This is a genomic window from Yoonia sp. GPGPB17 (genome assembly GCF_037892195.1).
Classification (GTDB): Bacteria; Pseudomonadota; Alphaproteobacteria; order Rhodobacterales; family Rhodobacteraceae; genus Yoonia.
Map to the genome: position 1 here is coordinate 1,933,860 of NZ_JATACI010000002.1, position 25,650 is coordinate 1,959,509.

Genomic DNA, 25,650 nt, shown 5'->3' on the forward strand with positions numbered 1-25,650 from the left:
CGTTTACTAGTAAGCGACAATCGTTGGCGCGTCAGGGTAGCTTGCGCATTGCCCGTTGGTGCCGCTCTGCTGACAGTTTGCCAGCAGAATACCCCAGATAAAATCGATCTGAGTCGCGTTCACCGATGAGTTGCCAAAGTTGTAGAACCAGTCTGCATCCGGGCTGCCCATCGCTACCTGACCATAGCCTTGCAGGTTCGGCCGCCATGTCGCACCCACACCCTGAATGCCCGAATTGCCGTATTGGTCAACCGATGCTTGCGCATGACACGTTGTGCAGGAGGCGGAGTTCACAAACCCACCCTCTGTCACAGTAGCACCCATCCCGCTTGGCACACCAGTTGCATGGGTAAATGTCGTCTGCGTCCCTTTCAGGCGGTAGTTCCGCCAGGCGGGATCATCCACAGTGATCTGGTTTGGATCGGGGTCGCTGGCCGCAGTGCCGACACCCATCGCATCCAGCATGGCCGCCAGGGCCGGTGTGATCGTCTCGCCCGTGTCAGCCGGGTCATAGACCAACCCGTTGTTAAACAGCGGATCGTTGCCCGATGTCTTGTCATCGTTCAGCACAATGTGCGGCGGAATGAACGTGCTGCCAAAATCAGCACCCGGCTGGGCAGAGCCATTGACCGCGTAGCCAAAGCTGTCGTTGCACCCGATGTAGTCACACCGGCCCAGGTTGGCGACATGCTCCATCGCGTACCAATGCCAGATCGGAATATCTTTGGAGGCATTGGTCATCGCCACCATGTAATACATGCCCGGCACGGTACCTTGGCTGCCGTCACCATCCAGATTGACGGTCAGATAAGGGTACTCCGGGTTGTTGGGTGGACTATCCGGGATCAGCTCAATGAGCCCCTGATCCAGCATGATATCCTGATGAATGAAATCGGCTTTCACCATGACCGCATCAACCGGAAAGCGCACCGTCCAGCGTTGCGCCGCACCGATATCGCCCGCCGAAATTGCTGCGTTCTGCGCACGGTTGCGGGCGCCTAAGCCCTCTTTGGAGTAGAGATCATTGTGATAGATGTAGTCAAACATGGGCCGGTTGCGAAACACCAGTTCAAGTTCCAGATCACGCAACAGTCGGCCAGGATCGGACTGGTCAGCAGGCAAAATGCCACGGTGATTGACGACGGCACCTGATGGTGCGCCGTTGGGCACGGCAGGCAATGCGGGAATTGGGTCGTAGTCGGCACGGAAAATCGGACACTGGGTTGACGGGTTCGCCGGGTCGGGCGCGGCATTGAGATCACAGCAATCACTGGTCACGGTCGCTGAACACAAAGGCAGGGGCGACCCCCGCCAGACCGTTGTATCAATCGCCCAGTCCCAGAACTCACCCTGAATGGCCGTACCAAATTGCATCCATGCGAAAGCATCCGGACAGCTTGATGCGCCGGAAGTGCTCAGACCGCCCGCAATTGAGGCAACACCGTCCGTCACATCAACGGCACAGGCCGGATCATCCTGCACCATGCTGCGGAACAGCATCATCTTTTGCAAACTATTGGGGTCTGACTGCGCCATGGCTGCGGTTGTGCTAACCAGCGAAACCGCAGCGGCAATAAACATCTGCATACGCATAATATGATCTCCTGAAAATTCACGCCACGGTAGAATACGACGCTCCGCCAACAACCATCTGTGTCCTACCGCACAATCAGTGCTTTTCCTTTACCAGCCGCTTTGCTAGGCGGTTGCCCACAGGAACCTTCAGCCAGACGGACCAAAGGCCATGGAAAAGACATTCAACGCCGCCGAAGCAGAACCACGCATCTATGAGATGTGGGAACAGGCCGGTGCGTTCAAAGCCGGGGCCAATGCCTCGCGTGATGAAACCTTTTGCATTATGTTGCCGCCCCCCAATGTGACAGGGCACCTGCACGTCGGCCACGCCTTTAACCACACCATCATGGACATGCTGACCCGCTGGAAACGGATGCAGGGCTATGACACGCTCTGGCAACCGGGGCTGGACCATGCGGGGATTGCCACCCAACTGATGGTCGAAAAGGACTTGGCCGAAACCCAGCAGCCCAAGCGCACCGAAATGGGACGCGAGACGTTTCTGGGGAAGGTCTGGGAATGGAAAGCCGCCAAAGGCGGCACCATCGAACAGCAAGCCCGTCGTCTGGGCGACAGCATGGATTGGTCCCGCTCGGCCTTTACGATGTCGGGTGCCGAAAGTGCGCCTGCGACCGAAAAGCCCGGCAACTTCCACGATGCTGTGCTGAAAGTTTTTGTTGAGATGTACAACAAGGGCCTGATCTATCGCGGCAAGCGCTTGGTCAACTGGGACCCGCACTTTGAAACCGCCATTTCTGACCTCGAAGTCGAGAATATCGAAGTCGACGGCCACATGTGGCACTTCAAATACCCGCTGGCTGGTGGCGAAACCTATGAATACGTCGAAAAAGATGAAGACGGCAACGTCACCCTGCGCGAGACGCGGGATTACATTTCTATCGCGACGACCCGCCCCGAAACCATGCTCGGTGACGGCGCGGTTGCCGTCCACAAGGATGATCCGCGCTATGCCCCCATCGTTGGCAAGCTCTGCGAAATCCCTGTCGGCCCCAACGAGCACCGCCGCCTGATCCCGATCATCACGGACCCCTACCCCGACCCTGATTTCGGCTCCGGTGCTGTGAAGATCACCGGCGCGCATGACTTCAACGACTATGAAGTCGCCAAGCGCGGCAACATCCCGATGTACAACCTGATGGACACCAAAGGCGCGATGCGGGCCGACGGGAAACCTTACGCGGAGGAGGCCGCGGTCGCCCAGACCATCGCCAATGGCGAACAGGATTTTGACGAGGCGATGATCGCGGCAATGAACCTCGTGCCGGATGCATACCGCGGGCTGGACCGGTTCGAGGCACGCAAGCGTGTCGTTGCCGACATCACGGCGGAGGGCAACGCGGTGATGACCACGCAGATGGTCAAGAACGATGAAGGCGAAGAGGTTGAAACAACCGTCCCGTACGTCGAAGCGAAAAAGATCATGCAGCCCTTCGGCGACCGCTCCAAAGTCGTTATCGAACCGATGCTGACCGACCAATGGTTCGTAGACACCGCCAAAATCGTCGGCCCTGCGCTGGATGCGGTCAAGGAAGGCCGCACCAAGATCATGCCGGAAAGCGGCGAGAAGGTGTATTACCACTGGCTGGAGAACATCGAGCCTTGGTGCATCTCGCGCCAGCTGTGGTGGGGGCATCAGATTCCGGTTTGGTATGGGCCGAGCCTGAACGAGAAAGGGTTTCCAACAGACTTTGACAAGCCAAAGGCATTTTGCGGATCTTCGCTCGCCGGAATCGAACGGCAGATCAGCGAATACTACGGTCCAAAGAAAATCTATGAAGTTGCCGATGCACAAACGGCCTTAGATGACTTGATCGAAACGGCTGCCCTTGGGGGAGTTGGAATCTACGTTTGGCGCGACCCCGACGTCCTCGACACATGGTTCTCCTCCGGCCTCTGGCCGTTCGGCACCCTCGGCTGGCCCGCAGAGGATGAGGCGATGAAGTACTTCCCCGGCGACGTCCTCGTCACCGGGCAGGACATCCTGTTCTTCTGGGTCGCCCGCATGATGATGATGTCAGAGGCGATCTTGGGCCAGGAACCCTTCCATACCGTATACCTGCACCAACTTGTCCGCGACGCGAAGGGCGAGAAGATGTCCAAGACCAAGGGCAATGTGATCGATCCGCTGGATATGATCGACGCCTATGGCGCCGACGCACTGCGCTTTTCAAATGCGCAGATGGCGGCTTTGGGCGGTGTGCTGAAAATCAGCGAAGACCGGATCAAGGGCTATCGCAACTTCGGCACCAAGCTCTGGAACGCCTTCAGCTTTGCCGACCACTACCAAATCGCCTACCCCGGTGATGCAGCGCGACCGGAGGCAACCCAGACGCTGAACAAATGGATCATCGGCGAGACCGGCAAGGTCCGTGAAACGGTGGATGCGGCGATGGAAGCCTACCGTTTCAATGATGCCGCCGACGCGCTCTATGCCTTCACATGGGGCAAGGTCTGCGACTGGTACCTGGAGTTCTCCAAACCCATCCTGCAGGGCGATGATGCGGACGCGAAGGCCGAGACGGTACAGACGCTGCGCTGGGTCTTGGACCAATGCCTGATCCTGCTACACCCGATCATGCCATTCATAACAGAAGAACTGTGGCAGCAGGCGGACAGCCGCGAAAAGATGCTCGTCCACGCCGATTGGCCGACCTACACGGCGGCTGAGCTGGTGGATGCCGATGCGGATCGCGAAATGAACTGGGTCATCGATCTGATCGACAACGTCCGTTCCGCCCGCGCGCAGGTGCATGTACCAGCGGGTGCGAAAGTACCGCTGCTGGTCACGGGGCTGGACACGAAAGGGCAATCCGCTTGGGACAACAACCATGTACTGATCCAACGGTTGGCTCGGATCGAGAGCCTGTCACATATCGATGATTTCCCAAAGGGCTGCGTCACGATCCCAATGGTAGGCGGCACCTTTGGCATCCCATTGGCCGATCTAATCAACGTGGGTGAAGAAATCGCACGGCTTGAAAAGACGATGCAAAAACTGGGCAAGGAGCTTGGTGGTTTGCGCGGACGTCTAAACAACCCCAAATTCGTGGCCTCCGCCCCGGATGAAGTCGTGGCGGAAGCCAAAGCCAATCTCGCGCTGCGCGAAAACGAAGAGGCCCAACTCAAGGCCGCCATCGCGCGCTTGGCTGAGATCGGCTAACCACCTAAGGGATGGCGGGTGGGGCGTCGTCGCAGACGCGCGTCACCCGTCAGGGCACGACACGCTCAACAGCGCGCATCATCCCTAGCGCTTTGTCATAGACCAAGGTCAAAATCCGCCGCCCGCCGGTTTTGCCCGCCACCTGCGGCACGGATCGCACCGCAAGGGCGGCCCCTGTACTCACCAAAAATCCGCGTCGACTGATCTTCATCGGGGCCGCTCCTTTTTGCGAAAGATTCTCATATATGAACGGTTGCGCCGAATTCAAGCACCCGGTTATCTGGCGCCATGACAAAACCAGCCCTGACCGCCCTCGCCCAATCGCTGTCCGCCTCCGTTCCCTTCGTCGGACCAGAGACACAAGAACGCCAGATGGGCCGTCCCTTTGCGGCGCGCCTTGGCGCAAACGAAAGCGCCTTTGGCCCCTCGCCCAAAGCCATCGCGGCCATGCAGCGGGCCGCATCAGAGGTCTGGATGTACGCCGATCCCGAAAGCCACGACCTGCGTCAGGCACTTGCGGCACACCACAGTGTTGCGCCCGAAAACGTCATGGTGGGTGAAGGTATCGATACGTTGCTCGGTCTCCTGGTGCGCCTCTACGTGGACAAGGGAGATACGGTTGTCACCTCAGCCGGGGCCTACCCGACCTTCAACTACCATGTGGCAGGATTTGGCAGCATCCTGCACACCGTTCCCTATAAGGATGACCATGAAGATCCGGACGCACTGATTGTGAAAGCCGCCGAAGTTGGTGCCAAGCTGATCTACATCGCCAACCCCGACAACCCGATGGGCAGTTCGCACAGCGCTAACGTCATACAGGACATGATTGATCGGCTGCCCACAGGTTGCATGCTGGTCCTTGACGAGGCTTACATCGATCTGGCCCCGGACGGCACCGCACCCAAGATCGATCCCGAAACCCCCAACGTAATCCGCATGCGCACGTTCTCGAAGGCGTATGGGATGGCAGGCGCGCGTGTAGGATATGCGCTTGGTTCGGCCGAGGTGATCAGCGGTTTCAATAAGATCCGCAACCACTTCGGCATGTGCCGAATTAGTCAAGCCGGTGCGCTTGCAGCCTTGCGGGACACCGCATGGCTGAAGCACATCCAAAGTGAAGTGGACAAAGCCCGTCAGCGCATTGGCATGATCGCAACGCAGAACGGGCTCACGCCGCTGCCGTCTGCCACAAACTTTGTCGCGATTGACTGTGGCCAGGGCGGCGATTTTGCGCGTGCTGTGTTGTCGGCGCTTGTTGCGGACGGCATATTTGTGCGGATGCCTTTTGTGACGCCGCAGGATCGTTGCATCCGGGTCAGTTGCGGGACGGAACAGCAAATTGACGCCTTCGCACAGGCGCTTCCCGGCGCGCTCACGCAGGCGCACGAAAAATTAGGGTGATTTTTGTTCTTGTCTGGCTAGTCTTCTACCCAAGCAAAGGATTCATGATGTCGCACCACCGCCCGATTCAAGCCGTCGAAGACTACACAGATGCCTTTTTGGGGACACTCTGGGTTTTCCTCTTCATGGGCTTTTGGGTCATCGCCGCTGCCTTTGGCTATCTATGGGTCGTCGTCACCGCATACAGCCTGAACCATGTTTTCAAATGGATCGGTCAACGTCGGAACGCCTAGGTACGCGCCGCAAGAGCCGCGGCCGCGGCGGCAAGTGCGCCCTCACCATGCGGGATACCCAAAGCCTTCAGGCTAGGCATCAATCGTACCCAGAACGCCCATGATCATATGCGCATTCACATGCCCCATATGGCCAATCCGGAAATAGGCATCCGCAGGATCACGCCCCAATCCAATACCAAGTGTCAAACCGCATTCTGTCTCGCACCATTTGCGCAAGGCATCCCCGTTAGGTGAGCCAATGCCAACGGATGTCACCGCATGTGACCGATGCGCAGGATCAGCAATGTTCAGATGCATCGGCCCTTGCTTTGACCACTGGTCGAAGGCCGCCCAGATGATCTGAGCCAGGTTTTCGTGGCGGGCAAACACGTTGTCCAACCCTTCCGCCTTGATCAGATCAACGGCGGTACGCAAGCCATACAGGTGGTGGGTCGGCGCGGTTCCATCGAAATACTTGAAATAGTAGTCAGGGTTCACACGCGGGCGCCAATCCCAATATGCCGTCACGCGGTCACCGCGCGCTGCATCTGCCTTTGCGTTAAACCACACAAAGCTGATGCCCGCTGGCGTCATCAGCCCCTTTTGACAGGCCGAGACCATCACATCGACACCCCAGGGGTCCATCTCAAACCGGTCACACCCCAAGGAGGCAATGCAATCGGCCATGAGCAATGCCGGGTGTCCCACACGGTCTATCACGGCGCGGACACCGGCGATATCGTTCTTTACGCTGGTAGAGGTGTCGACGTGCACAACCAAGACAGCTTTTATGCGCCCTTCCTTGTCGCCCGCCAGCACCTCTTCGACGCGCGCTAGGTCAATTGGAGCGGCGTCACCATAATCAATGGTTTCAACCTTCGCCCCCAACCCTTCGGCCATTTCGCCCCAACCGACACAAAACCGTCCCGTCGCCAGAACCAGAACCGTATCACCAGCCGACAGGGTGTTTGCCAGCGCCGCCTCCCATGCGGCGTGCCCATTGCCGATGTAAATCGCGACATTGCTATCTGTCATCGCGATGTCTTTGAGATCAGGGATAAGCCCGTCGGTCAGATCGTGCAGCTCACCCTCATAAATATTCGGTGACGCACGGTGCATTGCTTGCAAAACAGCGTCAGGCATAACGGACGGACCAGGAATGGCCAGATAGGGGCGACCTTGCGAGAGTGACATGAACGGGGGCTTTCAAATGTGTGTCTTGAAGCGGACATTAATGCCGGGCTTTTTGACGTCAACCTTGCTCAACTTGCTCTGCCACCCCATTTACGCGTAGACGAAGCAGAGCACAGATTGCAAAAGGCCATTGATGCCCCCTCCGATCCCCAAACCCGGCTCTGAAAAAGACCAATCAGCGTTCAAGCTGTTCGCATGGCTGTGGCGCGACTACTTACATCAATACAAGTGGCTGTTGGTAGCAGCGACGCTTTTGATGATGATCGAAGGGTCCATGCTCGCGCTGATCAGCCGTATGATCCAGCCGATGTTTGATGACGTCTTTGCGGCGGGGGACCGTAACGCCCTTTATTTTGTTGGCTTTGCTATCATGGGGATTTTCTTTGTACGGGCGCTCACATCGTCTGGGCAGCGCATCCTGATGGCCTTAATCAAACAGCTTGCCGCTGCCGATATGCGTAAGCACATGTTGCGGCACTTGATGTCCCTCGACAGTGGTTTTTTCAAATCCATCCGCCAGGGCAGTTGATTGAACGCGTACAGGGCGATGTGAACGTGATCAATGGCGTCTGGAGTAGCCTGCTGACGGCTGTTGCCCGCGATATGGTGTCCCTGATTGGTCTGCTGGCCGTTGCCCTTTGGATCGACTGGCAGTGGACGCTTATTGCCATTATCGGCATTCCCTTGTTGATCATGCCGTCATTGCTTGTGCAGGCGTATATCCGTCGCCGTTCGCGCAGTGCACGTGAGATCGCAGGGAGCGTCTCAACCCGCCTTGATGAAGTGTTTCACGGCATCAACCCCATCAAGCTCAACGCACTTGAGGCCTATCAGACCCAGCGCTACGACAAGTTGATCAAACAAGGCGTCAAAGCCAGCATGCGGACCTCTTATGGCCAAGCCGCCGTCCCAGCCCTGATCGACATTATGACAGGTATCGGATTCCTTGGTGTTATGATCTATGGCGGGTCCGAGATTATTTCAGGCGAAAAGACCAATGGCGAGTTTATGGCCTTCTTTACAGCGATGTCACTGGCCTTCGATCCGCTGCGCCGTCTCGGCCTGATGAGCGGGCAATGGCAGATGGCAGCGGCAAGTGTAGAGCGCCTGCAATATGTTCTAAACCTGCACCCCACCATTCTATCACCAGCGCAGGCCAAAGCCTTGCCCGAAGGATCACCAACTGTCGTGCTTGAGAACGCGCACCTCAACTATGGTGAGCTGCCTGTTTTGCGGGGGGCCTCTTTTGTGGCGGAGGCGGGCAAGACAACGGCGCTTGTCGGCGCATCTGGCGCAGGCAAAAGCACAGTCTTCAATGTTCTGACCCGGTTGATTGAGCCAAATGAGGGCAGCGTGCGGATCAACGACACTGCGATCACTGATTTTGACCTCACTGATCTGCGCAGTTTGTTCTCTGTGGTCACACAAGACGCGGCCCTGTTTGACGAAACGTTGCGTGACAATATCCTGCTGGGGCGTGACGACATTGATGAAGCCCATCTGAAGGCGGTGTTGGATGCGGCCCATGTGACCGACTTTTTATCCTCGCTGCCGGATGGGCTGGACAGCCCCGCTGGGCCGCGCGGATCGAACCTATCGGGTGGTCAGCGTCAGCGTGTGGCAATTGCGCGCGCGCTGCTGCGGGACACACCCATTTTATTGCTCGACGAAGCGACCAGCGCACTTGATACCAAATCCGAGGCGATTGTGCAGTCAGCGCTAGAGAAGCTGTCGACTGGGCGCACGACCCTTGTAATCGCACACCGCCTGTCAACGATACGCAATGCAGATTCAATCGTGGTGATGGATCAGGGACGCGTTGTCGATCAGGGGGATCATGATACATTAATCGCACGTGGTGGGATCTATGCTGATCTTCACCGCCTCCAGTTTTCACAATCAGAAAGCCAGAGTGATGCATGAACGGACCGTTCTTTCGATCAGCGGCAATGACCGTATCGCCTTTCTGCAAGGGCTTGTAACCAATGATGTGGCCAAGGCCGATGGGGCGATCGTCTATACCGCTTTGCTGACGCCACAAGGCAAGTTCATCGCGGATTTCTTCGTCATTGGCGAAGAGGAACGTTTGTTGGTTGACGTTGCTTCTTCACACGCACAAACGCTGGGTCAACGCCTGATGATGTACCGGCTAAGGGCCGCAGTCGAAATCGCGCAGACTGACCTTATTGTGTCGCGTGGGACTGGACCCAAACCAGATGGCGCATTTGACGATCCGCGGCATGATGCGATGGGATGGCGCGCATATGGTGAAACAGATATCAGCGACGGTACTGATTGGGATGCCCTGCGCGTTGCACACCTGATCCCACAAACCGGGGTTGAGTTGACCGGGGATACCTATGTTCTTGAAGCCGGGTTCGAGGCGCTGAACGGGGTGGATTTCAAGAAAGGCTGCTTTGTCGGGCAAGAGATCGTGGCCAGAATGAAACACAAGACAAAGCTGAAGAAGGGACTGGCGCAAGTGGCGGTCAATGGCGACGCCGCAGTCGGCGACGCAATCACGACAGATGGCAAGCCCGCTTAAGCACACTTTACACCGTGTCCGGCGACAAGGCCCTTGCCTTCCTGCGCTTTGATCGCGCGTCCAGCGAAATGCAGGCAGGCAATGCAACCCTCAAACGACTGAAATAGCCTTAGGCCCGTTCGGCGTATTCAAACGTTTCTGTGTTCACGACGATATCTTCGTCCTGCCCCACAAACGGCGGGATCATGACGCGTACTCCGTTATCCAGCATCGCCGGCTTAAAGCTATTCGCCGCCGTCTGACCCTTCACCACCGGTTCTGTCTCGACCACTTTACAAGTGACCTTTTGCGGCAAACTGACGTTCAATGCTTCTTCGCCGTAGTATTCAATCTGGACGATCATACCGTCCTGCAAAAAAGGACGGCGATCGCCCAAAATATCGGCAGGCAGGGCAATTTGTTCGTAAGTTTCACTGTCCATAAAGGTCAACATGTCACCGTCTTCAAACAGGAATTGTTGATCTTTCTGATCCAACCGAACGCGTTCAACCTTGTCGGCAGAACGAAAACGCTCGTTCAACTTACGGCCGTCGCGGAGGTTCTTCAACTCGACCTGCGCAAAGGCGCCTCCCTTGCCGGGCTTCACATGGTCAACTTTTACAGCGGCCCAGAGGCCGCCCTCATGCTCCAACGTATTACCGGGGCGGATTTCGTTACCGTTTATTTTGGGCATGTGTCACTGCGCCTCATATGCTTAACAAAGGTTGAATGGTTTCAACCGCCGCCTATATCTGTGCGGTGGGAGTCTGGCAAGTTTAACAAAATGACGTCTTTTTTGGTGCGCTAGGTATGCATTTTTTGCATGGCTGCCATTCCAAAAGAGAACCCCCGAATCGGATAAGAACAGGCATAAAGGCCCTCACGCGGGAACTACAAGAGCAAAAAAGGGAAGTATGATGAGAGATTTCGTCGACGGTACTGCATTCAACAATGAACAAGGTAACCGTGCCCGCAAACTCTTTGCAGCGGTCGTATTGGCTGCACTTGATGATGCAATTGCGGATGACAAGAAATACGGCAACGGCCCTGAGCAGATTGCCCGTTGGGCCCGCTCACGCGATGGCCGTGAAGTGTTGTCTTGCGCTGGTATCGACCCGAACGAGCGGGTTGTCGGTGGACTGATGGAGTTCGTCGGCAAAGGTGTGCGTACATCTGTTGCTTTGTCACGCGAAGAAAGCGAACGCCGGAACGCGGCCGAGCAGGAAGCGCGCGCTGCGTAAGACAACAAAGAGCTTTGCGCTAAAAAACGCGGCCCCACCGAGGGCCGCGTTTTTTCTTTACCCACCCGAGAACATGATCGCGAATATGACGAAGGGGGCAAACTCAGCCAGACCCAGCGATACAATCAGAACGCGCATCCCGGTACCATTAAACCGGCGGATCAGGACCCCGCAACACAGCAAGGACAACGCGACCTCAATCGCCCCCACAACATTGCCATAGTGATCGGGATCCCAATAACTAACGGGGCTTTGGAATATCCAATTGCTATAGGGCCAGAAATGCGCGCGCCCGTCATCGTTATGCAGCAGGAAATCCAGTCCCAGGTGTAATAGGGCGGCACCACAAAGTGCAATCAACACGGGTGAACGCAGCATCGCGCCCAGCGCAAACAAGATCCCCCAAAGGATGATAGAGTTGTCGATCCGAAAGATGCTTTGCCAGGCATCGGAAAAATAAAGCTGACCAAAGACAACATCGGGCGACGTCCCCAGCACCTGCAAATGCCAGCCTGCCATCAGATACAACGACGCATCCGGGATCATAGCACCGACAAGGGCCGCCATCGTCACTGCAGGCCGCCCGGCTTTGCCAAATGCGGTCAACCCGAAAATCAGATGCGCTGGCGTATTCATACTCTTTCCCCGCGCCCTTTGCGCCCCTATGAAGTTAACGAAGGGGACAGCAATGACCAGAGCAATCATGATCCAGGGTGCAGGCTCGAATGTGGGCAAGTCGATGCTGGTCGCCGGGATCGCGCGCGCCTGTGTCCGGCGCGGCATTTCCGTCGCGCCGTTCAAACCGCAAAATATGTCCAACAATGCTGCAGTGACTGCGGATGGTGGCGAGATCGGGCGCGCGCAGGCATTGCAGGCGCTGGCCTGCGGGTTGGAGCCTTTGGTTGATATGAACCCCGTACTTTTAAAGCCCGAATCTGAGATTGGCGCCCAGGTCATCGTGCAAGGCAAACGCTTTGCCACGATGAAAGCCCGCGACTATGGAAAACAGAAATCCAAGCTGATGCCACCGGTGTTAGAGAGCTTTCGCCGTATTGGTGAAGGCCATGATATGGTGATCGTCGAAGGGGCGGGCAGCCCGGCAGAGGTGAACCTGCGCGCCGGTGACATTGCGAACATGGGCTTTGCCGCAGCGGCCAACGTTCCTGTCGTGCTGATCGGCGATATCGACCGCGGCGGTGTCATCGCTCAGATGGTGGGAACCCATGCCGTTCTACCACCAGAAGATGGGGCCCTGATCAAAGGTTTCGCCATCAACAAATTTCGGGGCGATCCCACGCTCTTTGCTGAAGGGATGGATATCATCGCGGATCGTACGGATTGGGCACCGCTGGGCATCATCCCCTGGTTTGCGGATGCATGGAAACTGCCCGCAGAAGACGTGATGGATATTGCCAACCGCAAGGGGGGTGCGATCAAGATTGCGGTGCCCCGCCTGAACCGCATCGCCAACTTCGATGATCTTGACCCCCTCACTGCGACCCCCGATGTGACCGTTGAAATCATCGAGGCCGGTCGCCCACTGCCCGGCGATGCAGATCTCGTGATCATTCCCGGGTCGAAATCGACCATCGCTGATCTGGCGCATTTTAAAGCGCAGGGCTGGGATCTCGACCTGAGCGCGCACATCCGGCGCGGCGGGCATGTATTGGGCGTCTGCGGTGGTTATCAGATGCTGGGCACCGAGATTATCGATGAGGACGGGATCGAAGGCGCACCGTCGCGCGTACCCGGTCTTGGCCTGCTGAATGTTCGCACAGTAATGGTGCCGCAAAAGCGATTGGCATTATCGAACGCCACCTATCTTGCGACAGGCGACACAGTCAGCGGCTATGAAATCCATATCGGCGTTACCGAGGGCCCCGATTGCGACCGCGCTTGGTTGTCCCTTGATGGACGTAACGAAGGCGCTGCATCGGTCGATGGCCGGATCATGGGCTGCTATCTGCACGGGCTGTTTGCGGCAGATTCGTTCCGCGCGGCATTTCTGGCAAGCATCGGTAAAAAAGTCACCGCTTATGACTACGCCCAAAGCGTGGAAGACACGCTGGACACGCTCGCCGATCACCTTGAAACACATATGGATATCGACCAGCTACTCACGCTGGTAAGCTAGCCTTCGCCCATCTCGCGGCTGGTCAGGACACGGTTGATTTCGCGCCGGACCATTTTGCGTACGTTGCGGGTGATCCGTTCGCCCAGTTCGCCGCCTAGCTCGTCATGTACAATTTCCACGACAAGACTGCGCAAAGCCTTGTCGTCAAAACCGGACATGACGGATGCCGCCAGCGCGCGCTCATCAGGGCCGGATAGATTATTGGTTGCTGAAGCAACCGCAGGTTCAGCGGTTTTTTGCGCACCAGGTAACTGTGGCGTATCTGCATCATCCGACGCTGACAAATCGGCTGATGACTGGGGCGTTTGCGCAGTCTGCACCGAATCGTTCGCCGAAACGGGGAAAGCGCTTGCGGCCCACGCGCCTTTACCAAAGCTTTCACCTTCATCGGCCTCCCAGTCGTCGAACTGCGCGGTGACAGCCGCTTCCAACTCGGCAATGGTGGCCTCCAGTCCGGCTTTGTCGAACCTCTTTACAGCTGGCATCGTTGCTGCGGGCGTCGCTGGCATCAAATTCGCAGACGCAGCATTTATTGGTGTTTTGGCGATTTCGGCATCATGCACGCGCTGTTCAGGCGTCAGGATAAGCCGATCCAAAAGAATACGAGATCGCGTGCGCGGCGGTTCCTTGTGAGAAACGAAATCGCGCACTGACGAGACAAGTTCATCAATGTCATCGGTCGACGCCATCTTCGACATCCTGTTCATCCCAGATTTCCACCAAGTCTCAAGACTTTAGCGGAGAGGATGAAACCGAACAACAGCGTCGTTATTCTTTTCCAATCGCTTCCAAAACACGATCAAGCGCTGCGCCCTGCGAAGACAATACAGAGGGCGCATCTTTCACAAGGTTGTAGTACTCCGCCGGATCATATTGCTGCACTGGCAAGTTAAGGTGATCAGCCGTCAAAAGCCCCATCGCCGCAAGCAGGGAATAGGAGGCGATAACCTCAGAGGATTGCGCGGCAATGCGGTTTGTCTCGGCGTCCAGTAACTCTTGTTCGGCATTCAGCACATCAAGCGTGGTCCGCGACCCCAATGTGGCCTCTTCGCGCACCCCTTCAAAGGCGACGCGCGCGGCACGAATTTGCTGCTCTGATGCCTGACGCGATGCCTGCGCAACCTGAAGCGAGGCAAATGCATTCCCCACCTGCTGTTCAATCGCAATCGTTGTAAGATGCAAGGCAGAGCGCGCTGAATCGCGATTGGCCTGAACTTGACGGAACTGGCTGAGGATCAGTCCACCCTGATAGATGGGACCACCGATGCTCACGCCGATTTGTGCGGATTCATTCGAGTCGTTGTCAGTGCTCACAAAACCGTTCAAAGACACTCGGGGTCGTGTGGCCGCTTCGGCGCGCATGATGTTGATCTCGGCTGCGGATACACTGTGCTGCGCCTCCAGAATGGCGGGATGGTTACGAACAGCAAATGCTTTGGCGTCGTCAATACTGCGCGACACAGGTGCCGGGCTCACAGCGCGCGGCCCGCCAGGCGCGCGACCAACCGCTACAAGGTATTCTTCGATTGCCTGCGCAAGATCGCCCTGCGCGCCTGCCAATTCACTGCGCGCGCCCGCAAGCCGCGCTTCGGCAAGGGCAACATCGGTGCGGGTCACCTCACCCACTTCGAAACGGTCCTGCGCTGCGCGGAATTCTTGTATAATCAGTCGGACATTGTTTTGGCGCAGTTGTACAAATTCACCTGCGCTGCGAACGTTCATATAGGCCTGCACCGCCCGCAAGAGGACATCCTGCTCGACCCCGCGCAAGGCTTGGCGGGTACCAAGCACCACTTCCTTCTGCGCGTCGATCCCCAATCGGTTTACGCCGAAATCATAAAGCGTCAAATCACCGGTGACCCGCGCCAGTGCAGAGTCCGTCGTCGTCATAGCGCCCGTCACTGGCGACGCAGCGCGCGTTCTGTCTGCCGAAATCGACCAGTTGATCACCGGCAGCGTTGCGGCCACCGATTGTGCCACACCTTCGTCCGCAGCCCGCAACAGCGCGCGGTTCTGCTCGAGCAAACCAGAATTATTGTAAGCGGCAGACAAAGCATCGGCGAGTGTGTCTGCTTTCAGTGCGGGTGCGGCCATGATAGACAACACAATAGCAACTGCGGCCAATCCCTTACGTTTCATCATGTGATACCCTTGCATATTCTGTTGTTGATACGCGAAAGCCCGCGCAAACGATCATTCACTAAAGCGCAAAAGCTGCGTTTTTCTCAAAACCTTCAAGAACTGGCGCACTGGCGTTAAACGAAAACCGCCAATTTACGGCCCCATCAATCTTGTGTCCGATACGTACGACACCAAGCGTACCTTCCGAAAAGACAGCCGCGATACGGCCACCTTCACGAAGCTGATCAAGCAGGGCATCAGGTACTTGCTCGACCCCGCCTTGCAAAATGATAATGTCATACGGACCAGACTTTGCCGCGCCTTCTGACAAGGCACCGGTCATTACGGCTGCATTGTCAGCACCCTGTTGCGAAAGAATGGATTGCGCTTCTTGGGCGCGCGCTTCGTCATCTTCGACAGCGACAACAAAATCGCTCATACGCGTCAGCACCGCCGTTGAATAACCAAGCCCACAGGCAATATCCAACACGACATGATCCGGCGCGATTTCAAGCGCATCAATCATCTTGGCCAATGTCCGCGGCTCAAGCATTATCCGACCGCCACCGATATCCAGGTTCTCACCGACGTAAGCGGCTTCTCGCTTTGCATCCGGCACAAAGTCCTCACGTGGCACAGCCAGCATAGCGTCAATAATCGGAAACTTGGTCACATCGGACGGACGCACTTGCGTATCTACCATCATTGTGCGGCGGGAGGTAAATTCTGTCACGATCTAAACTCTTTCGTTCAGTATGTTTACTTCGTGATGCCATAGATGACCGAAGGCGGCAACATTGAACATCCATACAGATCAACACTTGATGGGGCCTTTTGGGGCAAAACACGCGTCCAATCAGCGATGCCATCGAAGCTGTATGCCACGCCGCATAGCAAACACAGCCCAGTTGCACAGACTTTCACCTAAAGCAGCAATTGTAAGCTACTTGGGCAACGGTGACGCATGACGTAAGACCGCCGTGCGCGGCATTGATGACCCGCGCTTTTTCATTCCTAACCGCCCCGGTCATGATGACGCTGGACGGGATCGGCAAATCGCAGATGGCCTGACACAGAACCGTCATGTGCATTTGCAAAAGAGGGTAAACGATTGGGGACATCATGACGTATTCTCGCTATGCGATCTACTATGTTGCGCCGGACGGTGCATTGGCCGACTTTGGTGCCCGTTGGCTGGGATGGGATGTTGTGCGGGGATGCGCGACTAACCAGCCTAACGTACCTGGCCTTGGCGGCATAACGACAAAGCCACGCAAATACGGGTTCCACGGTACACTCAAAGCGCCGTTCCGGCTGGCCCAGGGCAAAACACCCCAAGACCTCGAGAAGGCGGTAACAGCGATGGCGGCCAGCCAGGGCGTGACGCAATGCGCCGGTTTGACGCTGACAACGCTTGGCCAGTTTCTGGCTTTGACACCCGTTGGAGATACCGCCGGTTTGCGCAAGCTAGCCGAAACCTGCGTGATCACGCTTGATGCATTTCGCGCATCACCCAGCAGCGCCGAGCGCGAAAAGCGCAGTGTTGGTCTGACTCCTCGGCAACTTGCTATGCTCACAACCTGGGGATACCCATATGTGATGGATGAGTTCCGTTTTCATCTGACGTTAAGTGGGGCGCTGGACGCGGCAGACATCGACCACTGGAAAGAGATTGTACAACAGCACCTTCCCTCCCTGCCCGCACCGTTTATCATTGATGCAATTGCCCTGTGTGGCGAGCGACAAGACGGCCAGTTTGAGTTGATCCGGCGCTACGACCTGACAGGCTGATCACTATCATTCACCAGCACCGCCAGAAGATGAGCTGCGGGTTCTTTCCATTCAAAAAACAGATCGTGTCATCAAACTCCGGGATCAAACAATGCACAAATGGTACGTTCCCCAAAATGACGCGCAGCCAGCAGTCAGCAGCTGGCCGTTACAAAAACTTCACTTTGCATCATGCATTAATTCACATATTCATGAATTATGGAAATATTGATTCCAAACCGCCTCTCGACACTTGGCCATCCACAACGGCTGGCCCTGTTTCGGCTCCTTATGCGCCGCTATCCGGATCGCATTCCCGCGACCGAATTGGCGCAGGCGCTTGGGCTTAAGCCGAACACACTTTCCACCTATGTCAACGCGCTCATGCAGGCCGGGTTGGTCAGCCAGGAACGTGTCGGGACGTCTTTACGCTATGCCATTGACATGGATGCGACCCGTCAGACTGTCGATTACCTCCTGATCGACTGCTGCAGAGGTCGCCCCGAAATCTGCACCCCAAACACCTATACCGCACCAGCCGGAGACAGCCCAATGACCGACCGAAAGTACAATGTTCTATTCATCTGCACCGGAAACTCTGCCCGTTCGATCTTTGCAGAGTCCATTCTGCGTGACCTCGCCGGGGATCGCTTTGTGGCCTATTCCGCGGGCACAAAACCGCAGTCAGAGTTGAACCCGTTTGCGCTCGAGGTTTTGAAGCAGAAAGGACATGATATTGCAGTCCTGCGTTCCAAACACATCTCGGAATTCCAAAGCGCCGATGCCCCGGACTTTGATTTTGTTTTCACGGTCTGCAATCAGGCCGCCAACGAAGAGTGCCCCGCCTGGACTGGACAGACGATATCGGCACATTGGGGAATGCCGGATCCGGTAAAGGTTGAGGGATCAGACGCTGAAAAGAGCCTCGCCTTTCAACAGACCTATGGTGCGCTGCGCAACCGTATGACTGGTTTTACCAATCTGCCCATTGCCTCTCTGGACCGGATATCCCTGCAAAATGCGGTCGATCAGATCGGCCAATCCAAAGAAGAAGGAATAGTTGAATGACCGTCTATGCGCTCAATGGCCTTGGCCGTATTGGCAAGCTTGCCCTTAAGCCGCTATTGGCGCGCGGCGCAAAAATCGCATGGATCAACGACGCCGTCGGCGATCCAGAGATGCACGCGCATTTGTTCGAGTTTGATACAGTTCACGGTCGCTGGGATGCGCAGTTTTCCCATGATGCAGATAGTGTCACAATCGATGGCGTACGCCTGCCCTTCATTGGCGCACGCGACATTAAGGATTTGCCCTTAGACGGTGTCGATGTGGTCATCGACTGCACGGGTGTTTTCAAGACGGAGGCCAAGCTCGCGCCTTATTTTGAGGCTGGCGTAAAAAAAGTGGTCGTGTCTGCGCCTGTCAAGGATGGGGACGCGGCCAACATCGTCTATGGCGTTAACAATGACATCTACGCGCCTGATCGACATAACATCGTCACTGCAGCCAGTTGCACGACTAACTGCCTTGCCCCTGTCGTAAAAGTGATCCACGAAAACCTGAAAATCAAACATGGTTCAATCACTACCATCCATGATGTGACGAACACCCAGACCATTGTGGATCGTCCGGCCAAGGATCTGCGGCGCGCCCGGTCCGCCCTGAACTCACTGATCCCGACAACAACAGGCAGTGCCACCGCCATCACGCTGATTTATCCCGAACTGACCGGTCGCCTGAATGGCCACGCGGTACGGGTTCCGCTGCTGAACGCGTCCCTGACGGACTGTGTCTTCGAAGTAGAGCGTGAAACGACCGCGCAAGAGGTCAATTCACTGTTCAAGGCAGCGGCACAAGGCCCGCTGAAAGGCATCTTGGGCTATGAGGAACGCCCACTGGTTTCGACCGATTACACCAACGATGAACGTTCCAGCATCGTGGACGCCCTGTCCACAATGGTCATCAACGGCACGCAGGTGAAAATCTATGCCTGGTATGACAATGAAATGGGCTACGCCCACCGGTTGGTTGATGTGGCTTTTATGGTCGGAGATGGTCTGTGACCAACACCGACGCGCGGCCTGAGGGCCTGTCGGCCTACATCGCCGTCACAGGGGCCTATTGGGCCTTTATGCTGACCGATGGCGCGTTGCGCATGCTGGTGCTGCTGCATTTCCACACGCTTGGGTTCTCGCCGGTGCAACTGGCCTATTTGTTTGTGCTCTATGAAATTGCCGGTGTCGTGACAAATCTCTGCGCGGGCTGGATCGCCGCGCGGTTCGGATTAACGTCGACACTCTATGCCGGTTTGGGGCTACAAGTGCTGGCGCTGCTGGCTTTGGCGCAACTTGATCCTGCATGGGCGGTCGGCGCGTCGGTTGTCTATGTCATGCTGGTACAAGGTGCGAGCGGCGTGGCCAAAGACCTAGCCAAGATGTCGTCCAAATCCGCCGTCAAGTTGCTTGCGCCGTCGGGCGACGGAGGGCTGTTCCGCTGGGTCGCGCTTCTGACCGGTTCCAAAAACATGGTGAAGGGCCTGGGCTTTCTTCTGGGCGCAGCACTACTGGGCACGTTAGGCTTTGTCTGGGCCGTACTGGGTATGGCCGCTATTCTTGGCGCGATCCTACTTGCCGTATTGGTCGCCATGCCCGCTTAAGCCTGCCAAAGGGTCGCAAGGGCGCCAAGTTTTCTGAGGTGTTCTCAAAATCGGCCAATGTGAACTGGTTGAGTGCTGCAAGGGTATTTTTGTTCGGTGCACGGGATGTCTGGTTTGTTGTCGGCATTCCCATCTACTTTTATGCGGTCCTGTCGAACGGCACGACCGAAGGCAATCGAACCGCTTTTTTTTGATCGGTACATTCATGGCGGGCTGGGTGATCCTTTACGGTTTGGTGCAAGCCAATGCCCCACATATATTGCGCGCAAAAACGCGGCCGGAACATGAGTTGATCGCCGCGGCGCGCGGTTGGGCTTGGGCTCTGGCCATCGTACCGGCTATTTTGACAGCCATTGCTGTCGTAGCAGGTGAGCCGCACGTGTGGTTGACGATTGCACTGGTGGTCGGGCTGCTGGCATTCGGTGCTGTTTTCGCCGTGAACTCATCGCTTCATTCCTACTTGATTTTAGCCTTCACCAAGGCAGAGCGCGTTACAATGGATGTAGGCTTTTACTACATGGCGAATGCTGCCGGACGGTTGGCCGGAACACTCCTGTCTGGCCTCACCTATCAGGTTGGCGGGCTGGCAATGATGCTCGGTGTCGCCGCGATCATGGTCGCGCTTTCGGCGATCATGGTTGGGTTCTTGGAGCCGGAAAATAGTGCCTATTGAACAGTGGTGTTATTGCTTCCCATGTTACGGTGGGATGGCTTTGCAGAACTGTCACGTTTAAGTTTCCAAACCGCAGCATTGCCAGCCCACGGTTTTGCGGCTCTCTGCATATCGTAATTTCAGTGTTTTCGGTGCCCTTGGTCGCTTTCTTAGCGTTAAATGGAACGGGTCTTGCCGTCATGCAACCATCCCAGAGCCTTATGGAACCAGTCAGATTCGCCTTTCAGCCGCTTGTTAAATGTCATGAACACAGGTCGGCTGAAAGTGGGTGCTTTCGGCAACTTGAAGAGTTTCCCTTCTTTGACGGCGTCCTCCACGGTCCGCCACGGCAAATAGGCGCTGCCGCCCTGTCCTAAAATGTGATCCAACGCGGTGGTCGCGTTGCCAAAGCTGATCCGCGCTGTGTCCGCATCGGCATAAAAAACTGCATGATCGCGGCCAAATGCCTGACCTGCATCAACGTAGACATACCCGGGATCGAAGCGCATCGGGCTTTTCTGATCCGTCGAAACCAAAACCAATTCATCATCTGGCAAAGCTATTTGCGCATGTTCTGATGGGTAGGCTGAGCGGTAGGTGAAGGCGACATCTGATTTTCCTTCCGATAGCCATTTCGCCACATCCATCTGGCTACCAAGCCAGATGGAAACACCCAAGTCGGGAAATTGCTCCATCAGATCACGCGCGAATCTGTCGCCCAGTCCGGGCCAGAGGTCGAATTCACAGGCCAGATTGCAAATGCCGGACATTCCATCAGGCAAGGCTGTGTGCTGCCGTGCCTGCTGCCACAGGTTCACAATCGTATCGGCGTAGCGTTGCAGGTTTACCCCCGCCGCAGTCAGTGTCGCACCTGACTTGTTGCGGATCAGCAGGGTCTGCCCAAGATCATCTTCCAACGCCTTCAAACGGGCGGTGACTGTCGATTGGGTGACGTTCAGTACTTCAGAAGCCCGCACAAGGCTGCCGGTGTCAATAATCACAAGAAAAGTACGAAGGGCATGAAGATTCATAAATAAATTTAACATATTCGAATTGAAAGTGCAATATTATTCAATATCTTGCTTTCAACTTTCACGCTAGTCTTTTGCCGAGGAGGATTTGTCGATGAGTGTTGAGCGCTATCAGATGCTGATCAATGGAGCATGGGTCGATGCATCCGATGGGGAGCGGTTTGACAGCTTCAACCCAGCAACCGGTGATGTCTGGGCGACAATACCCGAGGCCACACCACAAGACGTAGACCAAGCGGTGCGTGCGGCAGAGCAGGCCTTGTCTGGCCCATGGGGTCAGATGACCCCTACCGCGCGCGGCAAATGCCTTGCAAAACTGGCGGATCTTCTGGCGGCTAATTCTGAAGCAATTGGGCGGATTGAAACAACCGACACTGGAAAGATGTTCAAGGAAACCGCCTGGCAAGCCACCTACATTGCCGAGTATCTGCACTTCTACGCGGGTGCCGCCGACAAAATCCAAGGCGAAACGCTCCCAATCGACAAGCCCGACATGTTTGTCTTTACCGACCGCGAACCCATTGGTGTTGTCGCCGCAGTCATCCCATGGAACAGCCAGATGTTTTTGAGTGCGGTCAAGATTGGCCCCGCCTTGGCGGCTGGCAATACGATTGTCCTGAAAGCATCTGAACATGCCTCTGCCCCGCTTCTTGCCTTTGGAAGGCTGGTTGCAGAGGCCGGTATTCCCGATGGAGTTATCAATATCGTCACAGGTGGGCCGACCTGCGGAACGGCACTGACGACACATCCACTTGTCGCAAAAATAGCATTCACGGGCGGCCCATCTGCGGCGCGCTACATCGTACGCAATTCGGCCGAAAACTTTGCTGAAGTCTCACTTGAGCTTGGCGGAAAATCACCCTTTATCGTCTTTGACGACGCCGATTTGGAAAGTGCCGTCAACGGCTCCGTCGCCGGTATTTTTGCGGCCACAGGACAAAGCTGTGTGGCGGGCTCGCGTTTATATCTACACGAAGATATCGCCGATGCGTTCCTTGCAAAGATGATCGCCATCGCAAGGAATATCCGCATCGGTGATCCACAGGCAGATGAAACCGAGATGGGCCCGTTGTGCACCCAAGGCCAGATGGATCACATCGAAGCGCAAGTGGCGTTGGCCGTCCAGGAAGGCGGAACGGTACTGACAGGTGGCCAGCGGTCTGAGGCGGGCGACCTGTTCTTTGAGCCCACCATCATTGATTGTCCGCGCCACGATATGACGATTGTAGATACCGAACTCTTTGGACCCGTTCTTGCCGTTCATCGGTTCCGGACCGAGGATGAGGTTGTGGCGCTTGCCAACGACACCAAACATGGTCTGGCAGCGGGTATTTTCACCCGCGATTCCGCCAGATCATTGCGCATGTCCAAACGCATCAAAGCCGGGATCATTTGGGTCAACACGTACCGCGCGATCAGCCCTATCGCGGCTTTTGGCGGCATGAAATCCAGCGGCTATGGCCGCGAGGCGGGTCTGCAGGCGGTGTACAATTACACGCGCCCCAAGACGGTCTGGATGAACCTGAGCGATGATCCCATCGCGAACCCCTTTAAACCACGCTAATTCTCGGAGGTTATCATGAGATTTCACGTCGCAATCAATCTTGAGCGGATGTCCGACGCCACAGATATGAAAGCTGTGCGGGACCACACCATCGAGATGATCAAGATGGCTGATCAGGCTGGTTTTGAGGTGGCTTGGGCCGCAGAGCATCATGCACTTGAGATGACAATCGCCCCGAACCCGTTCCAAATCCTGACATGGTGGGCCGACCATACCAAGAATATCCGCCTTGGCTGCGGCGTGGCGAATGCAACCTACTGGCACCCGATCAATTTGGCCGGTGAGGCTGCAATGGTTGATCTGATCTCGGGCGGCAGACTTGAGTTGGGCATGGGGTCAGGTGCTTACCAGCGCGAGTTTGACCGCATGGCACCCGGCGTGAGCCAGAAAGAAGGCCACGAATACATGCAAGAAGCGCTTCCACTGGTGCGTGCTCTTTGGCAAGGCGACGTCGAGCACAATGGAACGAAATGGCAGTTTCCCAAAGCCACGTCATGTCCCAAACCAATACAAGACAAAGTGCCGATGTGGGTCGCGGCGCGGTCTCCGGGCACGTTTGATTACGCGGTAGAAAACGACTGCAACGTGATGACCTGGCCTTTGACCATGGGCATGGAAGAAGCCGAGAAATACGCGGCTCTTCTGGCAGAAGCCAAAGCAAAGGCAGGCGGCACATGGGCGGGCAATTTCGCGATGATGCGTCACACAAGCGTTTACGACAACGAAGATGATCGCAATGCCACTATGGATGCTGTCCGCAATGTGTTGGGCCAATTTGGCAACCTGATGATGAAAAAAGGCGATGTCGTGAATGGCTTTCCTGATCCGGTGCCACTCGAAGAACTCGAAGGCAATGTGCGGGTTGACCCAAAGATGCTTGAGCAGAACCTGATGTTCGGCTCACCTGCCGAGGTGGTAAAAAAGCTGAAAGCATATGAAGCATTGGGTGTCGACAGCTTCATTTACTATGCCTCAATGGGTCTCGATATGGCTGTGCAAAAACGCTCCATGGACCTGTTTATCAACAAAGTCATGCCGGAGTTTGCCTGATGACAATCGAAATTCGTCGTACATTGACGACCGTCCAACACACATTTGTCGAAGGCGGCCGGTCTGTGGAAACACCGACCCTGCTTGTTGCGGCAATGGCGATCATCCGCAACCCCTGGGCCGGACGTGGCTATGTTGAAAACCTGCGGCCGGAGATCCGTGAGCATGGACCCGTCCTTGGAAAGAAGCTGACCGAGATGATCCTCAAGGAAACCGGTGGCGATGTTGAAGGTTATGGAAAAGCCTCTGTCGTTGGTATGGGCGGCGAGACCGAGCATGCGCAGGCGCTGACCCATACCCTGTGGTTCGGCAATGAATTCCGCAACGCGGTTGATGCCAAGACTTACCTCGTTTTTGCCAATACACGTGGTGCTGCGGGCACATCACTGATGATCCCATTGATGCATAAACATGATGGCGGGTTGCGGAGCCACTACCAAACCATCCACACCTCTGTTCCGGATGCCCCGGCCGAGGACGAGATCATCGTGGCACTTGGCGCATCAATCGGCGGTCACCCAAACCACCGCATTGGCAACCGCTATGAAGACCTTAAGGAAATGGGGCATGACGTGGATAACCCCGCAGGTGTCTGAAAAGAATGCCCAAGGCACAGCCTTTTCGCTAACTGGCCCAGCAGATGCACCTGTGGTCGCGTTCATTCATGGCTTGGGCCTTTGTCAGCATGTGTTTGATGCGATGCTTCCTGCGTTCTGTGAATACCGTATTCTGCGCTACGACCTGTTCGGCCATGGCCAATCCGACGCTATTGACGGCACAGCAACTCTTAAGGTTTTTGCCGATCAACTCGTCGATATCTGCGATGATCTGGAGCTATCGGAGATCCATATCGTGGGGTTTTCAATCGGTGGGATGATCAACCGGCGGTTTGCGCTGGATCATGGCAGTTATGTCAAGTCGCTAGTGATCCTTAACTCTCCGCATGATCGCGGTCCTGCGGCACAGGAAGCAGTAGAACTACGTGCGCAATCAGTGCGTGATCAGGGTGCATTTTCGACCTTTGATGCCGCTCTTCAGCGTTGGTTCACACCGTCCTACCTTCAAACAGGCAAAGGTCCCGCACTTGTGCGGTCCTGGCGCGAACAGGTCGATGCCGAAAGCTATGCGCAAACGGCTTGGGTGCTGGCCAATGGTGTGCGCGAGCTGACCGGGCGCGACGGAGACATCACCGCACCCACCCTTGTCGTCACCTGCGAAAACGACAGCGGCTCAACCCCACAAATGTCACACGACATTGCGTCTGAAATCGCTAAGCGCGGAAACAGTCATTGTCCCGCATCTGCAACATCTGGGGCTGATGGAAGATCCTGACGCCTT

20 protein-coding genes and 4 pseudogenes are annotated in these 25,650 nt (G+C 56.1%); 15 read left to right on the forward strand and 9 right to left on the reverse strand.

Features of this window, described 5'->3' with window-relative positions; genetic code table 11:
• Positions 1 to 6 precede the first annotated feature (6 nt).
• Positions 7 to 1,593, reverse strand: coding sequence for a hypothetical protein (locus tag QTO30_RS10410; RefSeq protein WP_340424079.1), 1,587 nt, complete (start codon positions 1,591 to 1,593; stop codon positions 7 to 9).
• 151 nt (positions 1,594 to 1,744) lie between these two features.
• On the opposite strand from QTO30_RS10410, the gene QTO30_RS10415 reads away from it, so the two are divergent.
• Entirely contained in the window at positions 1,745 to 4,756 is a 3,012-nt protein-coding gene (locus QTO30_RS10415; RefSeq protein ID WP_340424080.1) for a valine--tRNA ligase, read from the forward strand.
• 49 nt (positions 4,757 to 4,805) lie between these two features.
• On the opposite strand, the gene QTO30_RS10420 is transcribed toward QTO30_RS10415, so the two are convergent.
• Positions 4,806 to 4,967, reverse strand: coding sequence for a Tat pathway signal protein (locus tag QTO30_RS10420; protein ID WP_340424081.1), 162 nt, complete (start codon positions 4,965 to 4,967; stop codon positions 4,806 to 4,808).
• Positions 4,968 to 5,044: 77 nt separating this feature from the next.
• Between QTO30_RS10420 and QTO30_RS10425 the strand changes: the two genes are divergently transcribed.
• Both QTO30_RS10425 and QTO30_RS10430 read left to right on the forward strand, forming a co-directional pair.
• Complete coding sequence (locus tag QTO30_RS10425; protein ID WP_340424082.1) at positions 5,045 to 6,160, forward strand: pyridoxal phosphate-dependent aminotransferase; 1,116 nt, start codon at positions 5,045 to 5,047, stop codon at positions 6,158 to 6,160.
• Between the two features lie 44 nt (positions 6,161 to 6,204).
• Entirely contained in the window at positions 6,205 to 6,393 is a 189-nt protein-coding gene (locus tag QTO30_RS10430) for a hypothetical protein (RefSeq protein ID WP_340424083.1), read from the forward strand.
• Here QTO30_RS10430 and QTO30_RS10435 read toward each other — a convergent pair.
• Positions 6,390 to 7,569, reverse strand: a pseudogene (locus QTO30_RS10435) (pyridoxal-phosphate-dependent aminotransferase family protein). The gene QTO30_RS10430 and the pseudogene QTO30_RS10435 sit on opposite strands and share 4 nt — an antisense overlap.
• A gap of 133 nt (positions 7,570 to 7,702) precedes the next feature.
• Here QTO30_RS10435 and QTO30_RS10440 point away from each other — a divergent pair.
• Together QTO30_RS10440 and ygfZ are read left to right on the forward strand one after the other, a co-directional pair.
• A pseudogene (locus QTO30_RS10440) lies at positions 7,703 to 9,492 on the forward strand (ABC transporter ATP-binding protein).
• A pseudogene (gene ygfZ, locus QTO30_RS10445) lies at positions 9,485 to 10,221 on the forward strand (CAF17-like 4Fe-4S cluster assembly/insertion protein YgfZ). Before QTO30_RS10440 ends, ygfZ begins: the two co-directional pseudogenes overlap by 8 nt.
• Before the next feature lie 2 nt (positions 10,222 to 10,223).
• Here the strand turns inward: ygfZ and efp are convergent.
• Positions 10,224 to 10,787 carry an elongation factor P gene (gene efp, locus QTO30_RS10450; protein ID WP_340424084.1) on the reverse strand — a complete coding sequence of 188 codons (564 nt, stop codon included), beginning with the start codon at positions 10,785 to 10,787 and terminating at the stop codon, positions 10,224 to 10,226.
• Positions 10,788 to 11,010: 223 nt separating this feature from the next.
• Between efp and QTO30_RS10455 the strand changes: the two genes are divergently transcribed.
• Positions 11,011 to 11,334: a DUF6280 family protein gene (locus QTO30_RS10455; protein ID WP_008230719.1), complete on the forward strand. Its 324-nt coding sequence runs from the start codon at positions 11,011 to 11,013 to the stop codon at positions 11,332 to 11,334.
• 57 nt (positions 11,335 to 11,391) lie between these two features.
• Here the strand turns inward: QTO30_RS10455 and QTO30_RS10460 are convergent, their stop codons facing one another.
• Positions 11,392 to 11,970: a cobalamin biosynthesis protein CobQ gene (locus QTO30_RS10460; protein WP_340424085.1), complete on the reverse strand. Its 579-nt coding sequence runs from the start codon at positions 11,968 to 11,970 to the stop codon at positions 11,392 to 11,394.
• 52 nt (positions 11,971 to 12,022) lie between these two features.
• Here QTO30_RS10460 and QTO30_RS10465 point away from each other — a divergent pair, with 52 nt between their 5' ends.
• The gene (locus tag QTO30_RS10465) at positions 12,023 to 13,468 is read left to right on the forward strand and encodes a cobyric acid synthase (protein ID WP_340424086.1); all 1,446 of its coding nucleotides are present in this window, start codon (positions 12,023 to 12,025) and stop codon (positions 13,466 to 13,468) included.
• On the opposite strand, the gene QTO30_RS10470 is transcribed toward QTO30_RS10465, so the two are convergent.
• The 3 genes from QTO30_RS10470 to QTO30_RS10480 all read right to left on the reverse strand — a co-directional run bounded on the left by QTO30_RS10470 (position 13,465) and on the right by QTO30_RS10480 (position 16,295).
• Positions 13,465 to 14,157 (reverse strand): hypothetical protein, encoded by a 693-nt coding sequence (locus tag QTO30_RS10470; protein ID WP_340424087.1) that lies wholly within the window; start codon positions 14,155 to 14,157, stop codon positions 13,465 to 13,467. The two genes, QTO30_RS10465 and QTO30_RS10470, sit on opposite strands and share 4 nt — an antisense overlap.
• A 79-nt stretch (positions 14,158 to 14,236) precedes the next feature.
• The gene (locus QTO30_RS10475) at positions 14,237 to 15,610 is read right to left on the reverse strand and encodes a TolC family outer membrane protein (RefSeq protein ID WP_340424088.1); all 1,374 of its coding nucleotides are present in this window, start codon (positions 15,608 to 15,610) and stop codon (positions 14,237 to 14,239) included.
• Between the two features lie 58 nt (positions 15,611 to 15,668).
• Positions 15,669 to 16,295: a protein-L-isoaspartate O-methyltransferase family protein gene (locus tag QTO30_RS10480; RefSeq protein WP_445327187.1), complete on the reverse strand. Its 627-nt coding sequence runs from the start codon at positions 16,293 to 16,295 to the stop codon at positions 15,669 to 15,671.
• A gap of 416 nt (positions 16,296 to 16,711) precedes the next feature.
• Here QTO30_RS10480 and QTO30_RS10485 point away from each other — a divergent pair, with 416 nt between their 5' ends.
• The 4 genes and pseudogenes from QTO30_RS10485 to arsJ all read left to right on the forward strand — a co-directional run bounded on the left by QTO30_RS10485 (position 16,712) and on the right by arsJ (position 20,688).
• The gene (locus QTO30_RS10485; RefSeq protein ID WP_340424090.1) at positions 16,712 to 17,380 is read left to right on the forward strand and encodes a DUF1045 domain-containing protein; all 669 of its coding nucleotides are present in this window, start codon (positions 16,712 to 16,714) and stop codon (positions 17,378 to 17,380) included.
• Between the two features lie 198 nt (positions 17,381 to 17,578).
• Positions 17,579 to 18,427, forward strand: a complete 849-nt coding sequence (locus QTO30_RS10490; RefSeq protein ID WP_340424091.1) for an arsenate reductase/protein-tyrosine-phosphatase family protein — start codon at positions 17,579 to 17,581, stop codon at positions 18,425 to 18,427.
• Positions 18,424 to 19,422, forward strand: a complete 999-nt coding sequence (locus QTO30_RS10495; protein WP_340424092.1) for an ArsJ-associated glyceraldehyde-3-phosphate dehydrogenase — start codon at positions 18,424 to 18,426, stop codon at positions 19,420 to 19,422. The genes QTO30_RS10490 and QTO30_RS10495 overlap by 4 nt, the downstream gene beginning before the upstream one ends.
• 68 nt (positions 19,423 to 19,490) lie before the next feature.
• Positions 19,491 to 20,688: pseudogene (gene arsJ / locus QTO30_RS10500) on the forward strand (organoarsenical effux MFS transporter ArsJ).
• Between the two features lie 155 nt (positions 20,689 to 20,843).
• Here arsJ and QTO30_RS10505 read toward each other — a convergent pair.
• Positions 20,844 to 21,713, reverse strand: a complete 870-nt coding sequence (locus tag QTO30_RS10505; RefSeq protein WP_340424093.1) for a LysR family transcriptional regulator — start codon at positions 21,711 to 21,713, stop codon at positions 20,844 to 20,846.
• Between the two features lie 79 nt (positions 21,714 to 21,792).
• Between QTO30_RS10505 and QTO30_RS10510 the strand changes: the two genes are divergently transcribed.
• From QTO30_RS10510 to QTO30_RS10525, 4 genes are read left to right on the forward strand one after another with little or no spacing between them, the layout of a single operon-like run.
• Positions 21,793 to 23,262, forward strand: coding sequence for an aldehyde dehydrogenase (locus QTO30_RS10510; protein ID WP_340424094.1), 1,470 nt, complete (start codon positions 21,793 to 21,795; stop codon positions 23,260 to 23,262).
• A 15-nt stretch (positions 23,263 to 23,277) separates the two neighbouring features.
• A complete protein-coding gene (locus QTO30_RS10515; protein ID WP_340424095.1) occupies positions 23,278 to 24,312 on the forward strand; it encodes an LLM class flavin-dependent oxidoreductase in 1,035 nt (344 codons plus the stop codon).
• Positions 24,312 to 24,908 (forward strand): amino acid synthesis family protein, encoded by a 597-nt coding sequence (locus QTO30_RS10520; RefSeq protein ID WP_340424096.1) that lies wholly within the window; start codon positions 24,312 to 24,314, stop codon positions 24,906 to 24,908. Before QTO30_RS10515 ends, QTO30_RS10520 begins: the two co-directional genes overlap by 1 nt.
• On the forward strand, positions 24,880 to 25,644 hold the full coding sequence (locus QTO30_RS10525) for an alpha/beta fold hydrolase (protein ID WP_340424097.1): 765 nt from the start codon (positions 24,880 to 24,882) through the stop codon (positions 25,642 to 25,644). The genes QTO30_RS10520 and QTO30_RS10525 overlap by 29 nt, the downstream gene beginning before the upstream one ends.
• The last annotated feature ends 6 nt before the right edge of the window (positions 25,645 to 25,650 follow it).

Excerpts from the sequence above, each read along its gene's own strand:
- QTO30_RS10410 (WP_340424079.1), bottom strand. The coding sequence starts at position 1,593 with ATGCGTATGCAGATGTTTATTGCCGCTGCGGTTTCGCTGGTTAGCACA.
- QTO30_RS10415 (WP_340424080.1), top strand. The coding sequence starts at position 1,745 with ATGGAAAAGACATTCAACGCCGCCGAAGCAGAACCACGCATCTATGAG.
- QTO30_RS10420 (WP_340424081.1), bottom strand. The coding sequence starts at position 4,967 with ATGAAGATCAGTCGACGCGGATTTTTGGTGAGTACAGGGGCCGCCCTT.
- QTO30_RS10425 (WP_340424082.1), top strand. The coding sequence starts at position 5,045 with ATGACAAAACCAGCCCTGACCGCCCTCGCCCAATCGCTGTCCGCCTCC.
- QTO30_RS10430 (WP_340424083.1), top strand. The coding sequence starts at position 6,205 with ATGATGTCGCACCACCGCCCGATTCAAGCCGTCGAAGACTACACAGAT.
- efp (WP_340424084.1), bottom strand. The coding sequence starts at position 10,787 with ATGCCCAAAATAAACGGTAACGAAATCCGCCCCGGTAATACGTTGGAG.
- QTO30_RS10455 (WP_008230719.1), top strand. The coding sequence starts at position 11,011 with ATGAGAGATTTCGTCGACGGTACTGCATTCAACAATGAACAAGGTAAC.
- QTO30_RS10460 (WP_340424085.1), bottom strand. The coding sequence starts at position 11,970 with ATGAATACGCCAGCGCATCTGATTTTCGGGTTGACCGCATTTGGCAAA.
- QTO30_RS10465 (WP_340424086.1), top strand. The coding sequence starts at position 12,023 with ATGACCAGAGCAATCATGATCCAGGGTGCAGGCTCGAATGTGGGCAAG.
- QTO30_RS10470 (WP_340424087.1), bottom strand. The coding sequence starts at position 14,157 with ATGGCGTCGACCGATGACATTGATGAACTTGTCTCGTCAGTGCGCGAT.
- QTO30_RS10475 (WP_340424088.1), bottom strand. The coding sequence starts at position 15,610 with ATGATGAAACGTAAGGGATTGGCCGCAGTTGCTATTGTGTTGTCTATC.
- QTO30_RS10480 (WP_445327187.1), bottom strand. The coding sequence starts at position 16,295 with ATGATGGTAGATACGCAAGTGCGTCCGTCCGATGTGACCAAGTTTCCG.
- QTO30_RS10485 (WP_340424090.1), top strand. The coding sequence starts at position 16,712 with ATGACGTATTCTCGCTATGCGATCTACTATGTTGCGCCGGACGGTGCA.
- QTO30_RS10490 (WP_340424091.1), top strand. The coding sequence starts at position 17,579 with ATGGAAATATTGATTCCAAACCGCCTCTCGACACTTGGCCATCCACAA.
- QTO30_RS10495 (WP_340424092.1), top strand. The coding sequence starts at position 18,424 with ATGACCGTCTATGCGCTCAATGGCCTTGGCCGTATTGGCAAGCTTGCC.
- QTO30_RS10505 (WP_340424093.1), bottom strand. The coding sequence starts at position 21,713 with ATGTTAAATTTATTTATGAATCTTCATGCCCTTCGTACTTTTCTTGTG.
- QTO30_RS10510 (WP_340424094.1), top strand. The coding sequence starts at position 21,793 with ATGAGTGTTGAGCGCTATCAGATGCTGATCAATGGAGCATGGGTCGAT.
- QTO30_RS10515 (WP_340424095.1), top strand. The coding sequence starts at position 23,278 with ATGAGATTTCACGTCGCAATCAATCTTGAGCGGATGTCCGACGCCACA.
- QTO30_RS10520 (WP_340424096.1), top strand. The coding sequence starts at position 24,312 with ATGACAATCGAAATTCGTCGTACATTGACGACCGTCCAACACACATTT.
- QTO30_RS10525 (WP_340424097.1), top strand. The coding sequence starts at position 24,880 with ATGACGTGGATAACCCCGCAGGTGTCTGAAAAGAATGCCCAAGGCACA.